This window comes from Ruegeria hyattellae (assembly GCF_041537925.1).
Classification (GTDB): domain Bacteria; phylum Pseudomonadota; class Alphaproteobacteria; order Rhodobacterales; family Rhodobacteraceae; genus Ruegeria_C.
On the sequence record NZ_JBGOSH010000007.1, the window covers coordinates 98,091 to 113,887 of the forward strand.

Annotated in this window: 16 protein-coding genes; 11 read left to right on the forward strand and 5 right to left on the reverse strand. The window is 55.1% G+C overall.

The annotated features are described in order from the left end of the window. Positions 1-373 precede the first annotated feature (373 nt). Positions 374-2,386, forward strand: coding sequence for a DUF4062 domain-containing protein (locus AB1E33_RS17240; protein ID WP_372578510.1), 2,013 nt, complete (start codon positions 374-376; stop codon positions 2,384-2,386). A gap of 253 nt (positions 2,387-2,639) precedes the next feature. On the opposite strand, the gene AB1E33_RS17245 is transcribed toward AB1E33_RS17240, so the two are convergent. The 3 genes from AB1E33_RS17245 to AB1E33_RS17255 are packed head-to-tail and all read right to left on the reverse strand — an operon-like array spanning position 2,640 to position 4,573. Continuing rightward, positions 2,640-3,599: an IS5 family transposase gene (locus AB1E33_RS17245; RefSeq protein WP_372578511.1), complete on the reverse strand. Its 960-nt coding sequence runs from the start codon at positions 3,597-3,599 to the stop codon at positions 2,640-2,642. Then, on the reverse strand, positions 3,580-4,056 hold the full coding sequence (locus tag AB1E33_RS17250; protein ID WP_372578512.1) for a transposase: 477 nt from the start codon (positions 4,054-4,056) through the stop codon (positions 3,580-3,582). Before AB1E33_RS17250 ends, AB1E33_RS17245 begins: the two co-directional genes overlap by 20 nt. Further along, positions 4,019-4,573: an IS5 family transposase gene (locus AB1E33_RS17255; RefSeq protein WP_372578513.1), complete on the reverse strand. Its 555-nt coding sequence runs from the start codon at positions 4,571-4,573 to the stop codon at positions 4,019-4,021. Before AB1E33_RS17255 ends, AB1E33_RS17250 begins: the two co-directional genes overlap by 38 nt. Positions 4,574-4,729: 156 nt before the next feature. Between AB1E33_RS17255 and AB1E33_RS17260 the strand changes: the two genes are divergently transcribed. The 8 genes from AB1E33_RS17260 to AB1E33_RS17295 all read left to right on the forward strand — a co-directional run bounded on the left by AB1E33_RS17260 (position 4,730) and on the right by AB1E33_RS17295 (position 12,415). Then, positions 4,730-6,052 carry an ABC transporter substrate-binding protein gene (locus tag AB1E33_RS17260; protein ID WP_372578514.1) on the forward strand — a complete coding sequence of 441 codons (1,323 nt, stop codon included), beginning with the start codon at positions 4,730-4,732 and terminating at the stop codon, positions 6,050-6,052. A gap of 58 nt (positions 6,053-6,110) precedes the next feature. Then, positions 6,111-6,989 (forward strand): carbohydrate ABC transporter permease, encoded by an 879-nt coding sequence (locus AB1E33_RS17265; protein WP_372578515.1) that lies wholly within the window; start codon positions 6,111-6,113, stop codon positions 6,987-6,989. Next, entirely contained in the window at positions 6,986-7,813 is an 828-nt protein-coding gene (locus AB1E33_RS17270) for a carbohydrate ABC transporter permease (RefSeq protein WP_372578516.1), read from the forward strand. Before AB1E33_RS17265 ends, AB1E33_RS17270 begins: the two co-directional genes overlap by 4 nt. Then, on the forward strand, positions 7,813-8,874 hold the full coding sequence (locus AB1E33_RS17275; RefSeq protein ID WP_372578517.1) for an ABC transporter ATP-binding protein: 1,062 nt from the start codon (positions 7,813-7,815) through the stop codon (positions 8,872-8,874). The genes AB1E33_RS17270 and AB1E33_RS17275 overlap by 1 nt, the downstream gene beginning before the upstream one ends. 123 nt (positions 8,875-8,997) lie before the next feature. Continuing rightward, a complete protein-coding gene (locus AB1E33_RS17280; RefSeq protein ID WP_372578518.1) occupies positions 8,998-10,026 on the forward strand; it encodes a LacI family DNA-binding transcriptional regulator in 1,029 nt (342 codons plus the stop codon). Between the two features lie 30 nt (positions 10,027-10,056). Continuing rightward, positions 10,057-11,025 carry a cupin domain-containing protein gene (locus AB1E33_RS17285; protein WP_372578519.1) on the forward strand — a complete coding sequence of 323 codons (969 nt, stop codon included), beginning with the start codon at positions 10,057-10,059 and terminating at the stop codon, positions 11,023-11,025. Beyond that, positions 11,025-11,720 carry an alpha/beta fold hydrolase gene (locus AB1E33_RS17290; RefSeq protein WP_372578520.1) on the forward strand — a complete coding sequence of 232 codons (696 nt, stop codon included), beginning with the start codon at positions 11,025-11,027 and terminating at the stop codon, positions 11,718-11,720. Before AB1E33_RS17285 ends, AB1E33_RS17290 begins: the two co-directional genes overlap by 1 nt. Further along, positions 11,705-12,415 (forward strand): RraA family protein, encoded by a 711-nt coding sequence (locus AB1E33_RS17295; protein ID WP_372578521.1) that lies wholly within the window; start codon positions 11,705-11,707, stop codon positions 12,413-12,415. Before AB1E33_RS17290 ends, AB1E33_RS17295 begins: the two co-directional genes overlap by 16 nt. Before the next feature lie 465 nt (positions 12,416-12,880). Here the strand turns inward: AB1E33_RS17295 and AB1E33_RS17305 are convergent, their stop codons facing one another. Then, positions 12,881-13,840, reverse strand: a complete 960-nt coding sequence (locus tag AB1E33_RS17305) for an IS5 family transposase (RefSeq protein WP_372578522.1) — start codon at positions 13,838-13,840, stop codon at positions 12,881-12,883. A 76-nt stretch (positions 13,841-13,916) separates the two neighbouring features. Then, positions 13,917-14,822 (reverse strand): LysR family transcriptional regulator, encoded by a 906-nt coding sequence (locus tag AB1E33_RS17310; protein WP_372578523.1) that lies wholly within the window; start codon positions 14,820-14,822, stop codon positions 13,917-13,919. 86 nt (positions 14,823-14,908) lie between these two features. Here AB1E33_RS17310 and AB1E33_RS17315 point away from each other — a divergent pair, with 86 nt between their 5' ends. Both AB1E33_RS17315 and AB1E33_RS17320 read left to right on the forward strand, forming a co-directional pair. Further along, positions 14,909-15,358, forward strand: coding sequence for a globin family protein (locus AB1E33_RS17315; protein WP_372578524.1), 450 nt, complete (start codon positions 14,909-14,911; stop codon positions 15,356-15,358). Between the two features lie 16 nt (positions 15,359-15,374). Then, positions 15,375-15,662 (forward strand): DUF1330 domain-containing protein, encoded by a 288-nt coding sequence (locus tag AB1E33_RS17320; protein WP_372578525.1) that lies wholly within the window; start codon positions 15,375-15,377, stop codon positions 15,660-15,662. Positions 15,663-15,797: the final 135 nt, after the last annotated feature.

Genomic DNA, 15,797 nt, shown 5'->3' on the forward strand with positions numbered 1-15,797 from the left:
GATAGTGAGACAGGGGTTTCAACAAAATCAATCACTTAGAGATTTGAGTTTCTGGGACTCTAAAATTCATGAATTTCTAGCTGAACACTTAGGCTCCAGACTCATTGATTTAAGCTCAAACGAAACCGGGCTGCGAGCCAAGAGTGTTCATGCTCCTTGACCTCACTTCTGCGGTCGCATCAGTCCGCTACCAACCAAAAGGAGACCCAAACACACACTTATCTTTAGGCTGAGCGGAGAATCTGGGCGTTAGTTACGAACCAATCCATGGTCAACATTAAATCGAGAACCATGGCCCTCAGGCCATTGTCCTGAGATATCGACTCGAGCAGCCGGGATTGTTAAACTGCGACTTCCAATCAGGAGGTTGCCATTGAGTTTCAAGGCAGAAATCGTTCGCGTCTTTCTTGCTTCTCCTAGCGACGTCGATGCAGAGCGCGAAGTTTTTCTGCGAGAGCTAAGTTCTTTCAACTCAAATGTAGCGCTGAAGCGTGCGGTGTACTTTTGGCCGATCTACTGGGAAGAGATAGCGCCGGGCGGCAACCAACGGCCACAGGCACGAATAATTCAAAGCTTGGAAAAATGTGACTTCTTAGTTTTGTTGATGTGGAAACGTTGGGGAAGCCCTACAGGACACGATGAGCACACATCGGGATCCGAAGAGGAGTATAAGCGAGCACGGGAGATTATCAATGACCCGAATATGCCAATGCGAGACATCGCTGTGCTGTTTAAGGATATCGACCAAGAACTTCTAGCTGACCCAGGTAAACAATTGGGTCGAGTCATTGAGTTCAGAAAAAAATTTCAAGATGAGCGACTTGGTATAAGTCAACCATTTGATGATTTGGCGGCATTCAAGTCTAGGCTGCAGAGCTTGTTTAATCAGTGGCTGAATGACATCAAAGATGGTGTCATACAAGATCGGCAAGAATGGCAATTCAGCCCATTTGCTAGCAAGCACATCAACCATCTACCATTTCCGGGAGAATCTGGGCCAGAAGTATATGAATCTGCGGAATTTATTAGCCGAATAGAAGAAGCGGACAAGAGAGCCGATGATAGCGACATAGAAGGCGCAAGGAGAATTTATGCAGAATTACTTGCGATCTATCCAAACTCTTTTCTCGTATTGAGTGATTGCGCGAAATTTTTATATAGAATCGGAGAGTACAGCAACGCTGCGAAGAATTATCATTTAATATTAGAAAGATGCGGCGACACAGAAGTTGGTTGGAAAGCGCGCGCAAATGCCAATTTGTCTACGATTGAGGTGGCGCGTGGAAATTTTCGCACGGCAGAAGAGTTAATCACCCATTCTCTTGTTGGAAACGAAGAGCTCGGACACGAGCTTGGCAAAGCCGACAGCTTACGCTGCTACGGACGTATCTGTCGCTTAAACGGTGATTTTGTCCAAGCAGAGCAGCGGCTATACGAGGCGCTGAGCATTTTCGACGAGCGCAATTATGATTCTGGCAAAGCTGATGCGCTCAACGAACTCGCGCTAACACTTCAATCAAAAGGCAAATTCGTTGAAGCAGAAGCAAAAGCCCGCATCTCTTATGATATCAACGTGAGAAAGGAGCGAATATCGTGCTCCGCTGACAACTTGAACCTTTTGGCTCGCAATCAAATGGTTTGGGGTAGGTTAGACGTGGCGAAACAACTGGCGGAAGAAGCCAAAGAAATAAATGTCCGACTAAACCGTAAACACGGCGTGGTACGTGACTTATTGATTCTGGGGGATATTTGCCTAGCCAGATTTGATTTCGATGGTTCGAAACACTTCCTAAGAAACGCTAAACCGCATGCCGACTATATTGCGGATCATGAGTTACGGCCACGCGTCTTTCTCTCGCTTGCGACAGTTGCATCCTTAGAACCCGCAGTTGCATCTTTGGAATCTGATGATGAAGGACGCAGTTTTGACAACTACATGAAGACAGTCGAAAAATTGATCGGCGACTATCCATCCGCTGAAGTTTCTGCCCTAATAAATTTGGTTAAAGCTCAAAAGGCGCTAAAAGAATGGACCGTTGATTCTCGCGAGGAATGTCGTGAGTTCGTCTTGAAGTCGAGGATATTCTGGGAAGACATAGATAACGAGTATCTATTGGCGAGGTGTTGTGAAATCGAGGCTCGCCTGTCGATTGACGGAGGCGACAGCAAACCCGTGATTGCCAATTTCGAGAAAGCAATTAGTCACTGTAAGAATGTTGGCGCTGAACTTGATGCAACGTTCATGCGCCATTCATTGAGTATTTGGAGGAGCAAGCTTCAAGGCCTACCGCTCGACATAGACGAGCTTTCTCATTTGGAAAGCAAGATCGGAGATATGGCTGGCGCCAGTGCAGCGGCGCGCGTGCGTACATATCTGACTGACTAGGGAACAAACGACCTTGATGCAGGGATCGGTCGCTCAGAGTGTTCCAACGTATTCTGTGACGTGAGCGACGGTCGATGCCATACAAATTCAATGATGCTCGTCGCGACAAGTTTCTCAAAGCAAAGTACCGGGTCACGAACTGCTCGGAATGCAACGAAAGCCTCCGGCAGCGGGGCGATGTGACGATCTGGGTTTCTGATGGCTGTGTTGCATGGATCAGGACTGAGGCGGATTTGCCCCTTACCCCCTCACTTCAGACGACGCGCTCATACGCCGCACGACCGAGAGCTGTCATGCGGTTGAGCGTTTTTGACGCAATTTTCGCTTCAGCGATCTGACTGTCGAAATCACGCGCTTGCAGGCGATCGCCGATAGCTTGTTTCCATCTGCCGATCTGGGCTTCGACCCGTGATCGCTCGTTGTATCCCGTCTTCGTTTGCCAGTTCATTCTGCCATTTTGAGCGATGACATCGATGTGGTGGTTGCGTTGTGCGTTCTTGCCGTGAACCGCGTTTTTCGGCGGAGGAATAATGATCTCAACCTCGTGTCCAAACTTCTCAATCAGGCAGTCAACCACCCCTTGGCCGTCATACGCACCATCCGCCAGAAACCGGCTCACATCGTCATCAATGTCAGTGAGCAAAGCTGACAGTGCCGTTTCATCGCCCACATGTTCAGAGGTCAACTCCGTCGCGGCGATTTTGCCCGTTACCGGATCGAGGGCGATGTGGAGCTTGCGCCATGTTTTGCGGGCCTTTTTGGCACCGTGCTTCTCTTCATGCCAGCCGTTGTCGCCACGCACTTTCAGACCCGTGCTGTCCACAATGAGGGTGATCGGCTTACTTGCAGCTCGCCGGTTTTGGGCGATCCTCAGCCCCTTGCCGCGTCGCGACAAGGTCGAGAAATCCGGTACCACGAGGTCCATGCCCATCAGCCTGGCAATAGACCGCATGAAACCCTGAGTTTGCCTGAACGGAAGTCGAAACACGACCCGCAGCGTGAGGCAAATCTCGATTGCCAGATCGGAATAACGTGCCTGCCCGCCGCGCGTCTTGCGACGTGGCGAAGCCCAATTCTTCACCACATCGTCAGAAACCCAGATCGTCAAGTCACCTCGACGCCGGAGACTTTCGTTGTATTCCGAGCAGTTCGTGACCCGGTATTTTGCTTTGGGGAACTTGTCGCGACCGGCATCATTGAATTTGTATGGCATCTACCGTCGCTCTCGTCAGAGAAAACGCTGGAAGTACCTCGGCAGATCGATCCATGCAACACGCCCCCTTTGATGCAATCTTCGCTTCGGCTATTTGACGGTCGAAATCACGTGCTTGCAGGCAATCACCGATAACTCGTTTCCATCTACCGATCTGGGCTTCAACTTGTGATCGTTGGTTGTATCCCGTCTCCGTTTGCCAGTTCATTCGGCCGTGTACAGCGATGGTAGCGATGTGTCGATTGCGCCGTGCATTCTCGCCGCGAACCGCGGTCTTCGGTGGAGGGATAAGGATCTCTATCCCAGACCCGAACCTGTCCTCCAGGCAGTCAACCATACCTTGGCCGTCATAGGCGCCATCTGCCAGAAACCGGCTCACATCGGCATCCATTTCAGCAATCAAGTCTGGCAGCGCTGCTTCATCGCCCACATGTTCCGTGGTCAGCTTGCGAGGCAACAATATCGCCAGTTTCCCGGTCGAGCCCGATGTGGAGCTTGCGCCATGTTTTGCGGGCTTTCCTGGTGCCGTGCTTTTCTTCATGCCAGCCGTCGCCGCCATGCACTTTCAGACCCGAGCTGTCCACAACGAGCGTGATTGGCTTACTTGCAGCTCGCCAGTGTGGGGTGATCCTCAGCCCTTTACCGCGACGCGACAAGGTCGAGAAGTCCGGCGCCACAACGTCAATGCCCATCAGCCTGGCAATCGACCGCATGAAGCCTTGTGTTTGCCTTAAGGCAAGCCGAAACACGGCCCGTAGAGTGAGACAGATCTCGATCGCCATATTGGAGTAATGGGACTGACCACCGCGTGTCTTGCGGCGCGGCGATCTCCAGCTCTTCACCACATCATCAGAGATCCAGATCGTCACATCACCTCGACGCCGGAGACTTTCATTGTATTCCGAGCAGTTCGTGACCCGGTACTTAGCTTTGGGAAACTTGTCGCGACGGGCATCATTGAATTTGTGGGGCATCGACCGTCGCTCGCGTCAGAGTGAACGCCGGAGATACTGCGGCTCTGCGATCCATGCAACCAGGTCCAAGAATGCGTATTCACAAAAGTCTTGAATACGCATTCACAGCACGGGTAACCTAGGGTCAGCAGATACGAATCGTCGGGGAGGTTGGAAATGCACAAACGGAGTTTCTTGAAAACTGGGATGGCGGCGGCTGCCCTCTCGCTCATGCCACTCGCGGCAAGTGCAGACGACATGCCCTACAACCTGCAAGAGGGGAAGCCCTATGCCGGTTCCAAGCTCAACATTCTAAGCGTGGTGACGCCCCAGTTCGACGGGCTGATGCTGCGTGATGACGAATTCACCGAGCTGACTGGGATCGAAACCGAATGGACATTCATTCCCTTCGGATCGCTGCAGGAGAAGATTAACGCCGAAGGCATTGCTGCCAACGGCACCTTTGACGTGGTCAATTACCTCGATAGCTGGGGGCCGCCCAACGCCCATTGGCTGATGCCGATCGACGACCTTATGAAGCGTGATGGGATCTCGATGGATCGCTATCCGGCGGCCTTTGCGCGTTCCGCGCAGTTCGAGGGCAAGACGCTTGGCTTCCCACTGCGCGCCCATCCCCAGCTCATGTTCTATCGCAAGGATCTGATCGCTGAACCGCCCACAAGCTGGGAAGAAGTGATCGAGATCGGCAAGAGCCTTAAAGAGACCAACCCGGACGTGGCGCCGCTTGCGCTTTACTACAACAATGACGGCAACCGGCAGAACCTGTTTATCTGGATCAACTTCCTTTGGGCCGCAGGTGCGGATGTTTTCAACGATGACTGGACTGCGGCCTGGACAAGCGAAGAGGCGCTGAAAGCCACCGAGGATTACATCGCGCTGCACACGGTGCACGGAATAACCAACCCCAACAGTCTCGCCTTTGTCGAACAGGATGCCCGCCAGAGTTTCATGCAGGGCAAATCGGCCATGATCCCGGTCTGGTGGTGGGCCTATTCGGGCTTCTACAACCCGGATTCCTCGACGCTGACCAAGGATCAAGTCGGCTTTACCGGCATGCCCTCTTATGACGGAGCGACCAAGACCTACGCAATCTCGATGCCCTTCTCCGTCTCGGAGTATTCCAACAACAAGGAAGCGGCCTGGGAGTTCCTCAAATGGCTCTCCAACCCCGAGATGGACAAGGCCAACGCGGTCGAGCGCGAAGTTGCGGGCAAACCCATCGTCAACAATGTGGTGACCCATATCTCGTCCCTGCAGGACGAAGAGGTCAACGCCGCCAATGATGGCATCCAGGCCGCGGCCTGGGCCTCGCTCGAGGAGTCAAACATCATGCCGCAGATCCCGGAATGGCCTGAGGTTGGCGACATCCTGTCCGCGGCCATTGCCAAGGCCGCTGCCGGTGGTGATGTCCGTGCGCTGATGACCGAGGCCGCTGAACAATCCAACCGCGTCCTCAAACGCGCCGGTCGCATCGAGTGATCGTCTTTCGGGTGCGGCTGATGAAAGCCGCGCCCGCCCTCATCAGATTGGACGCGTGATGCGTGACAATACGCTGAAATACCTGCTGGTGCTGCCAGCAGTTCTGGTGGTCTTTGCCACCGCGATCTGGCCCTTGATCGAGTCGCTCCGTCTTTCTTTTACGGTAGGGCGATTGAACAGGCCGAATTTCCCGCAAGGCTACCTGGGCGTCGAGAATTATACTTGGGCCTTTCTTGACGAGCCTGCCTTCTGGAATTCTGTCTGGGTGACGGGGATCTACACCGTTCTGACCGTCGCGCTGACAACCCTTCTGGCGCTTGGCCTGGCGATGTTGCTGGCACCCGGCGGCAAGCTGCGCTCGGGTGTGCAGACGTTGTTGATTCTGCCTTTCGCCATGTCGCCTGCACTGATCGGTGTCTCGTTCCGGTTCATGTTCAATCCTGAATTTGGACTATTTGACGCCTTTTTCAGCACGGTTTTCCCGCCGCTGGCAGATGTAAGCTGGCTGGCTCATCCGCAACTGGCCTTTGCGGTCTGCGTCATGGCGGATGTCTGGGGCTGGATCCCATTTCTAACGCTGGTCTTGATCGGCGGCCTAGCGTCGGTCCCGCCCGAAACGGTCGAAGCGGCGCAAGTGGACGGCGCCTCGGGTTGGCGTGTCTTTCGCGACGTGACCTTGCCACAACTTGCGCCGGTCCTTGCCGTGGTCATCATCCTGAAATCGATCTTTAGCCTCAAGACCTTCGACCAAATCTTCATGCTGACGAACGGAGGCCCTGGTACCGCCACGCAGACGCTGAGTCACTACATCTATTTCAATGGCATGAAATACGGCCAGATCGGATATTCCGCAGCCGTTGCCTGGCTGATGGTGATCCCGATGATCTTTCTGACATTCGCCTATGCCAAGTTCGTGTTCCGGAAAAAGACATCATGACCGGGCGGCAGAAAAGGCAGATCATCAACGCGATCCAGATCATCCTGATCCTGATCGCCATCTTCATCATGTTGGTTCCGATCCTCTGGATCTTTCTGGCCGCCTTCAAAAACCATGTCGATGTCTATCAGTTGAAGCTTTTCTTCACACCCACTTTGGAGAATTTCGGAACTGTCTTCGATGCGCCCTACAATTTGGGCGACAAGCTGTTGAACTCCACCATTGTGGCGCTGGTCACGGTCGTCTTTGCGATCCCGATCGCGACGCTGGCAGCCTATTCCTTTTCGCGATTTCGCCTGACGGGTGAGACGGCCATTCTGGTGATGATCCTCGCCACGCAATTCGTGCCTGCCGTGGTCATTATCCTGCCCTTCTTTGTGATGTTCCGCGATATCGGGTTGCTGGACACGCGCCTCGGCTTGATCCTGGTGAACCTCGCCATCGTCATGCCTTTTGCGATTTGGATGATCAAAGGGTTCATCGACGGCATTCCCTTGGACACAGAAGAGGCCGCGATGGTTGACGGGTCGTCACGCATGCAGGTGATCGTGAACATTGTCCTGCCAATGGCGGCTCCGGGCCTGCTAACCGCTGGTATCTTCTGCTTCATTATCGCCTGGAACGAGTTCCTCTTTGCGCTGATCCTCACCAACAAGGACGCCGTGACGCTGCCCATCGGGCTTGCGCTCTTCAAGGGCGAGGAAGGGGATCTCTGGAACCTACTGAGCGCAGCGGGGATCATCATCATGCTGCCGATGTTCGTCCTTGCGCTGATCATCCGGAAATACTTCGTGCAAGGCATGACAATGGGGGCGGTGCGCTGATGGCCGAGGTTGTTCTCAAGAACCTGACCAAACGTTGGGGCGATTTCATCGGCGTCGACAAGCAGTCGCTGTCCATTCAGGATCGCGAGTTTCTGGTGCTGCTTGGCCCCTCGGGCTGCGGCAAGACAACGACGATGCGGATGATTGCAGGGCTCGAAGACCCAACCGAAGGCGAGATTTGGATCGGCGACCGCATGGTCAATGACGATCTGCCGAAAGATCGCGATGTGGCGATGGTGTTCCAGAACTACGGTCTCTACCCCCACATGTCGATTTTCGAAAACATCGCGTATCCGCTGAAAGTGCGTGGTACACCGAAGTCGGACATCGCGCCCAAAGTGAATGAAGCTGCCGAAAAGGTTGAACTGACCGAGTTTCTGGATCGCAAGCCAAAGGCATTGTCAGGCGGGCAGAGGCAGCGCGTGGCCCTTGCCCGCGCCATAGTGCGCACGCCCAAGGTATTCCTGATGGATGAACCGCTTTCCAACCTCGATGCCAAACTTCGGGTGACGATGCGGGCAGAGCTGAAACACCTGAGCCGCCAGATGAAGATCACAACGGTCTATGTCACCCATGACCAGATCGAAGCGATGACGCTGGCGGATCGTGTGGCGGTCATGAAGCATGGCATGATCCAGCAACTGGGAACGCCTGATGAAATCTACAACGACCCGGCCAACCTGTTTGTGGCCGGTTTCATCGGGTCCCCGGCGATGAACCTGATCAAAGGCTCGGTTCAGGGCGGCATGTTCATCACAACAGGCGGCACTCGGTTGGTTCAGGTGGGAATTCCAGATCGTTCCGCGGTCATTCTTGGTGTACGCGCAGACGACATGAAGGTGTTCGACCCCGGCGAGGGCGACATAGATGTCTCTATTTATGCCTTCGAAAACACCGGTGAAAACACCTTGCTGACGGTACAATGGGGTAAGCAACGCGTGATTGCACGCGGTGACCGGCATCTACGAAAAAACCAGGACGATATCGTTGGGATATCGCTGTCGACCGAGCATCTCTACTTGTTCGATCCAGAAACCGGCAACCGAATTTGGAAGGATTGAGGAGTTGGCCATCGAGAATGTCAAACTCAACAAATCGGGTGCCTATCGGACCGATGCTGAGAAATGCTGCATTGATTTCCCGCACCGTGCAACCGCGCCAATTTTGCAGGTATGGCTCCGCTGATGCGAAAGACACGGGTGACAGCAGCGGAAGTGGCCAAACTGGCGGGCGTCAGTCAACCCACCGTCAGCCGCGTTTTCACTCCGAATTCCAAGGTCTCTAAGGAAAAGCAAGAATGGGTCCGTGATGCTGCGCAGCAATTGGGCTACCTGCCCAATACGCTGGCCCGGTCGCTAAACACGGGCCGGTCGCGCACCATTGGTATCGTGCTCGCCTATCTGAAGAACCCATTCTACACCGAGGCGCTGGAAAAGCTCTCTGCCGGGTTCCGCGCGCATGGCTACCACATCATGACCTTTTTCGCGTCAAACATGGCCGAAGACGTCGACGAGGTTGTCGAAGACCTGCTGGCCCATCAGGTCGACGGGATCATCCTTGCCTCTGTCAGTATGTCAAACACCCTGACCGGGCGTCTGCAGCACTACGGCATCCCTTTCGTGCTGTTCAACCGTGGCCAGCCGGACCGTTCGCTGGCTTCAGTGACAGCGGCGAATTTCGATGGCGGCAGGCGCGCGGCCGAGTTTCTTGTTGCGGGCGGTCATAAGCATATCGCCCATATCGCGGGTTGGCAGAAATCGCTCAACGGTCGAGAGCGACGCGCGGGGTTTCTGGCCGGATTACAAGAGGCTGGCCTTGCGCCTTTTCACGTGGTGGATTGCCACTATCGCCGGGCCGTTGCGGTTGAAGCCACGCGCAATCTATTTTCAGGTCCGCGAGTGCCAGACGCGATTTTCGTTGGCAATGATCACATGGCCTTTGCTGTGCTGGAGACCCTACGCGAGGATCTTGGCCTCAGCGTACCCGGCGATGTATCGGTTGTTGGCTATGACGATGTCGCAATGGCCGCCTGGAAAACATTTGATCTGACCACACTTCGCCAGCCTGCCAATCGCATGGCGGAGGCCACAGTCAGCATCTTGCTCTCAATGATCGAGAATGGTGCGGCGTCGCCAGGCCGGATCGAGATTGAAAGTGCGCTCGTCATACGCGGCTCAGCTCGCATTCCAAAGGGGCTGACCCGCAATGCGTGAAACACAGCTGATACAGATCGGAGCTTTGACATGACCCCGCAACAGATGGAAAGCAATATCGTCCGATATGGCGAACTGAAGCCGTGCAAAGCCGCCTTCATCGATGCTCACACCCCCGGTTCTGATCAGAAAGAGAACTTCACCATCATCGGCGGCGGTGTGTCGGAAAGTCCTGACCAACATGTGCATATCCGCGAAACGCCCGGCTTCAACATCGGGGCTGCTGGCCAACCGCCAAGATGCCGCAACTCGTTGCACGACCATAACACAGCCGAGGCATTTTTTGTTCTCAAAGGTTGCTGGCGGTTCTTTTGGGGCCGCTGGGGCTCAGCGGGTGAGGTGTTGCTAAAGGAGGGCGATATCTTCAACATTCCGACCGGGATCTTTCGGGGTTTTGAAAACATCGGGAAAGACTACGGCATGATCATGGCCTTTCTCGGGGGCGATGACGCTGGTGGTGGCGTACTCTGGGCCCCACAGGTGATTGACGACGCCGCCGATCACGGATTGATCCTGGGTGAAAATGGCACGCTCTATGACAGCAAAAAAGGCGAGAGCCTTCCCTATGACGTCGCGCCAATGCCGGCGATGTCTGACGAGGAACTTGCCAAGCGCAGCGAACCGACGACAGCGGATGTCATCCCCAACTACGTCGCCCGGTACTGGGATCTGATGGCGCTGGCTGACCGCCAACCGGCCAAGGTTATCGGTCCCGACGCTGTTTTGCGGGACCGCCCTGGATTCGAGGCCGATTTCATCACGCGTGGTTCGATCTCGGCGGACACCTATAAGTGCAACGTTGCAGAAGTTCTGATGCCCATGCGCGGCAACTGGCGGCTGACATGGGTTGGCGGAGAAACGGTCCTGAATGCCGGTGATACCTGCCTTATCCCCGCCGGTCTCTCGCGATCGATCGCTCCATCGATGACCGGAGAGGTCAGCATGTACCGGATCCGCAGCAATGACGATCCTGCGGGCAAAACCATGCCGCTGAACTAATGCGCGAGCCACTTGTTCTGCTACCCGGCATGATGTGTGACGGGCGGCTCTTCGCTCCGCAAGTTGCAGCGTTTTCTGGCGGCCACCCGGTCATGACCATGCCTCTTACGGGCCGCAGCAGTGTCCAAGGTCTGGCCGCCGACATCCTGTCACGAACACCGGATCGCTTCGCTTTGGCCGGGCTGTCGATGGGTGGTATCGTTGCAATGGAAGTCATCCGTCAGGCGCCGGAACGGGTGTCCCGGCTCGCGCTGCTCGACACCAACCCCAATGCAGAGCTTGTGGAGGTAGCCGCTGGGCGAGAGCCGCAGATCCAAACCGTACACGCCGGTGGGCTGCGGAAGGTCATGCGGGAAGAAATGAAGCCGAAATACCTTGCCAAAGTAGCGAACCGGCAGGCAATTCTCGATCTCTGTATGGAGATGGCGACCTCACTCGGCGCGCAGGTCTTTGTGGATCAGTCGCGCGCACTGAAAACCCGCCCCGACCAGCGGAAAACGCTGAGGCACGTTGGCGTGCCAACGCTCGTCCTGTGTGGGGCGCTTGACACCGTTTGCCCGCCACAACGACACGAACTTATGCGCGACCTGATCCCCGGCGCGAAACTTTCCCTGATCAACGGCGCCGGCCACCTGCCGGTTCTGGAGCGACCGGAAGAGACCAACAAGGAACTATTGCAATGGCTGAACAGATGATCCCCGCCGACCTGCTGGCTCTTCTACGCCAGGTCGACACGCCCACCGTCTGCAATGCGATTGAGGTCGCGCAAGGACGCAGAGGTTTCAACCGCTTTACACGCGGCACCATGCTGCATTCGCGTCCGGGAGAACCGGCGATGGTCGGCTTTGCACGCACTGCCCGAATTTCGGGTCTGGCTCCGCCGCAAGAGGACCCCGAGGTTATCCGTGCGCGCCGCATGGACTATTTCCGGTCCATGGCAGCAGGACCCTGGCCCGCGGTTGCAGCGGTCGAGGACGTCGACTTTCCAAATTGCGTCGCCGGGTGGTGGGGGGAGGTCCATGTCGCGGTACATAAGGGATTGGGGCTCGCGGGAGCAGTGACCAACGGCGTGATGCGGGATCTCGACGTCATTGACGAGGGCTTTCCGGTACTAGCCGGCTCCGTCGGACCAAGCCATGGCTATGTCCACACAGTAGATATCGGCGCACAGGTGGACATCTTGGGAATGCGCGTATCTCAGAATGACCTGATTCACGCAGACCGCCACGGTGCATTGGTAATACCCGCCGAGATTTTCCCCACACTCGAGAACGCGATCAGAACCGTTATTACCAGCGAAGCAATCGTCCTTGGCCCGGCCAGGGAACCTGATTTCAACATCGAAATACTGGAAAGAGTTTGGGCTGACTTTGAATACGCAAGGACCTAAAATGGATCTGTCGCGACTGTGATTGAGTGGATACCCCCGCTCTACGGCATCGCAATGTGCCAGAATGATGAAGTATCACCAAGCAACGAGAAGGGTATCCAAGGACGATGTTACACTAATTGGGGTCGATCACTGACCGGCAGTTGATCGCCTGGCGATCAATGAGAGGTTGGCCAAGCGCGTTTTTCATTTGCACGGGGCTGCCAGAGATGGATCGGTTGTATTTCGCAAGAAGCTGTCTCGGACGCAGTTCAGTCGCTATATGGCCTAACTGGCCCGAAGCTGCAAATTTGGGCATAGTTTGGAACAAGGCATGAACAGGTATTGTGATTGACGGTTGATATGTACTGCCGGAGACTGCTCCCTTTTGGGGGAGGGTTGGATGTCAGATCGGGCATTTTTAGAAATCTGGGACCGTCTTGCATGGATCAGAATTGAGGCGAATTTGCCCCATACTCCATCACTTCAGAAGACACGTTCATACGCCGCACGACCGAGACCAGTCATGCGGTTGAGCGCCTTTGATGCTATTTTCACCTCAGCTATTTGATTGTCGAAGTCACGCGCTTGCAGGCGATCGCCGATGACCTGTTTCCATCTGCCGATCTGGGCCTCAATCCGCGATCTCTCGTTGTATCCCGTCTTCGTTTGCCAGCTCATTCTGCCATGTTGAGCGATGGCATCGATGTGGTGATTGCGCTGTGCATTCTCGCCGTGAGCTGCGTTCTTCGGCGGAGGGATAATGACCTCAACCCCGCGCCCGAACTTTCCAATCAGGCAGTCTGCCACCCCCTGGCCGTCATAGGCACCATCCGCTAGAAACCGGCTCACATCAGCATCCATGTCAGTGAGTAGCTCAGGCAGCGCCGTTTCATCGCCCACATGCTCCGTGGTCAACTTCGAGGCAACGATATCGCCAGTTTCCGGGTCGAGTCCGATGTGGAGCTTACGCCATGTTTTGCGGGCTTTCTTGGTGCCGTGTTTTTCTTCATGCCAGCCGTTGCCGCCATGCACTTTCAGTCCCGTGCTGTCCACGATGAGGGTGATAGACTTGTCTGAAACGCTCCGGTTTGGGGTGATCTTCAACCCCTTACCGCGCCGCGACAAGAACGAGAAGTCCGGCACCACAAGGGCCATGCCCATCAGCTTGGCAGTCGACCGCACAAAGCCCTGAGTTTGCCTGAGCGGGAGCCGAAACACGACGCGCAGAGTGAGGCAGATCTCGATAGCCAAATCAGAGTACCGCGACTGACCGCCGCGTGTCTTGCGGCGCGGCGATCTCCATTTCTGCACCACATCATCAGAAACCCAGATCGTCACGTCACCTCGACGCCGGAGACTTTCATTGTATTCCGAGCAGTTCGAGACCCGGTACTTAGCTTTGGGAAACTTGTCGCGACGGGCATCATTGAATTTGTGGGGCATCGACCGTCGCTCACGTCACAGAAAACGCTGAGAATACTTTGAGCGACCGATCCCTGCAACACAGTCCGACAGAGCCCTAGTGGGCGCTTTTGTCCGCCATCAGAATGCGTTTGAGAGCTGCGACTTTGGGAGAGCAGAGACCCTTCGGCCAGATCATATATGTTCTCAGTTTTTGCCTGGCCTTGGGCAGCCGGTGAATTTGCAAGCGTTTGCTTTCCGGAAATGTCGAAATCACGCTGCGTGGGACAAGTGCTGCGCCCATGCCTGTCAAAACGCATCCCAACATGGCGTGGTAGGATCCGAGCTCGATCGTTCTGCGCGGGACTTCCTTGCGCTCTGCATACCACTCTTCGAGGCGACGACGGTGCGGGCAGCCGTTCTCGAATACAAGGACGGTCGCCGGCACGTCTTCATCATCGCCAATCGGTGGATGGTTCTGCGCGGTCACGATCACCGGCTCTTCCTCGAAAGCCACGATCGAGTCGAATTTGGCCTCAGCCACTGGCTCGGCGACAAGGGCCGCATCAATCTCACCGGCCAGAAGGGCTTTGGCCAAAAGCACCGGATTACCTGTACGCATCTCCAGAATGACTTTTGGATACTTCTGGGAAAAGATAGACAGCGGCTCCGGTAGCCGCACGGCAGCGGTGCTTTCCATTGAGCCAAGACGGAACAGACCTCGCGGCTCGTCCTCTTGTAACGCCGCCTCTGCCTCGTTTGCCAAGGCAAGCAGACGTTGCGCATAGTCGTAGAGCGTACGGCCGGCATCGCTCAGGATGAGTTTCTTGCCCTCCCGGTGAAACAGGGTGACCTGCAGGCGATCCTCGAGCTGACGAACGCGGGTGGTCACGTTGGACTGCACCCGGTTCAGGCGCAGCGCCGCTTTTGTAATGCCACCTTCCTGTACAACGGCGACAAAAATTCTGAGTTCCTGCAGATCCATTAATCTCATTTCGAGAACATAACCATCTTCATTATTCATTTTTTCTGAGTCGGAAAAAGCCCTAAACAATCAACAGGAGGATCAATGACAGCCGTTGGAACGGAACTGGAGAAAGGTTTTTCATTATGGATCCCAGAGACATTCATTTGGTTCAACACACTTGGCAGAAGGTGGTGCCGATTGCCAAGACTGCGGCAGACCTGTTTTATGATCGGCTATTCGAGCTTGATCCCGCAGCCGCGGAATTGTTCGCAACAACAGATATGGCAGAGCAAAAGGTCAAGTTGCTGCAGACGCTGGCCACCGTTATTTCCAGCCTGCATGCCCCCACGCCAATGTTGCAGGACATCTTAGATCTGGGCCAGCGGCATGCGGGCTATGGTGTGACCGCAGACCACTATGATCTCGTTGGTTCGGCTTTGCTTTGGACATTGGAGCAAGCCTTGGGCGAAGCATGGACCGAAGAAACCTATCACGCCTGGTCGCAAGCTTACCAACTGATTGCAGAACAGATGCTCAAGGGAGCAGCAGAGGGCGCCATAAGTGCCGTTGGCTCAACCCAAAGAACCGCATAAAAAAGGAGATAAGATCTTGTCAAAAGGATATTGGGTGGTTCGTGTTTCTATCAGAGACACAGAAACTTATCCGAGCTATCTGGCCGCTGCCCGGCCAGCATTTGAGAAATTTAGAGCGAAGTTTCTTGTGCGCGGTGGTCGCTATACCGCCCCGGAAGGAATTGCCCGTGATCGCAACGTTGTCGTTGAGTTCAAAGACTACGACACGGCACTGGCCTGTTATCAATCGCCGGAATACGGCGTCGCGCGGAATATTCGCATCGCCAATGCAGACGCTGACTTCTTGATTGTCGAAGGCGCATAGAGCCCGCGCTACCTGTTCTTCGCACCGTTTGGCAGTGTTTCAGGAGTGCCGGTGAACTGAAAAGGCAAACTTCAATCGAATGAGACGGCGAACAGGTGATCGACCACATGGCGTGTCCCTTAGACGCGCCGGAGC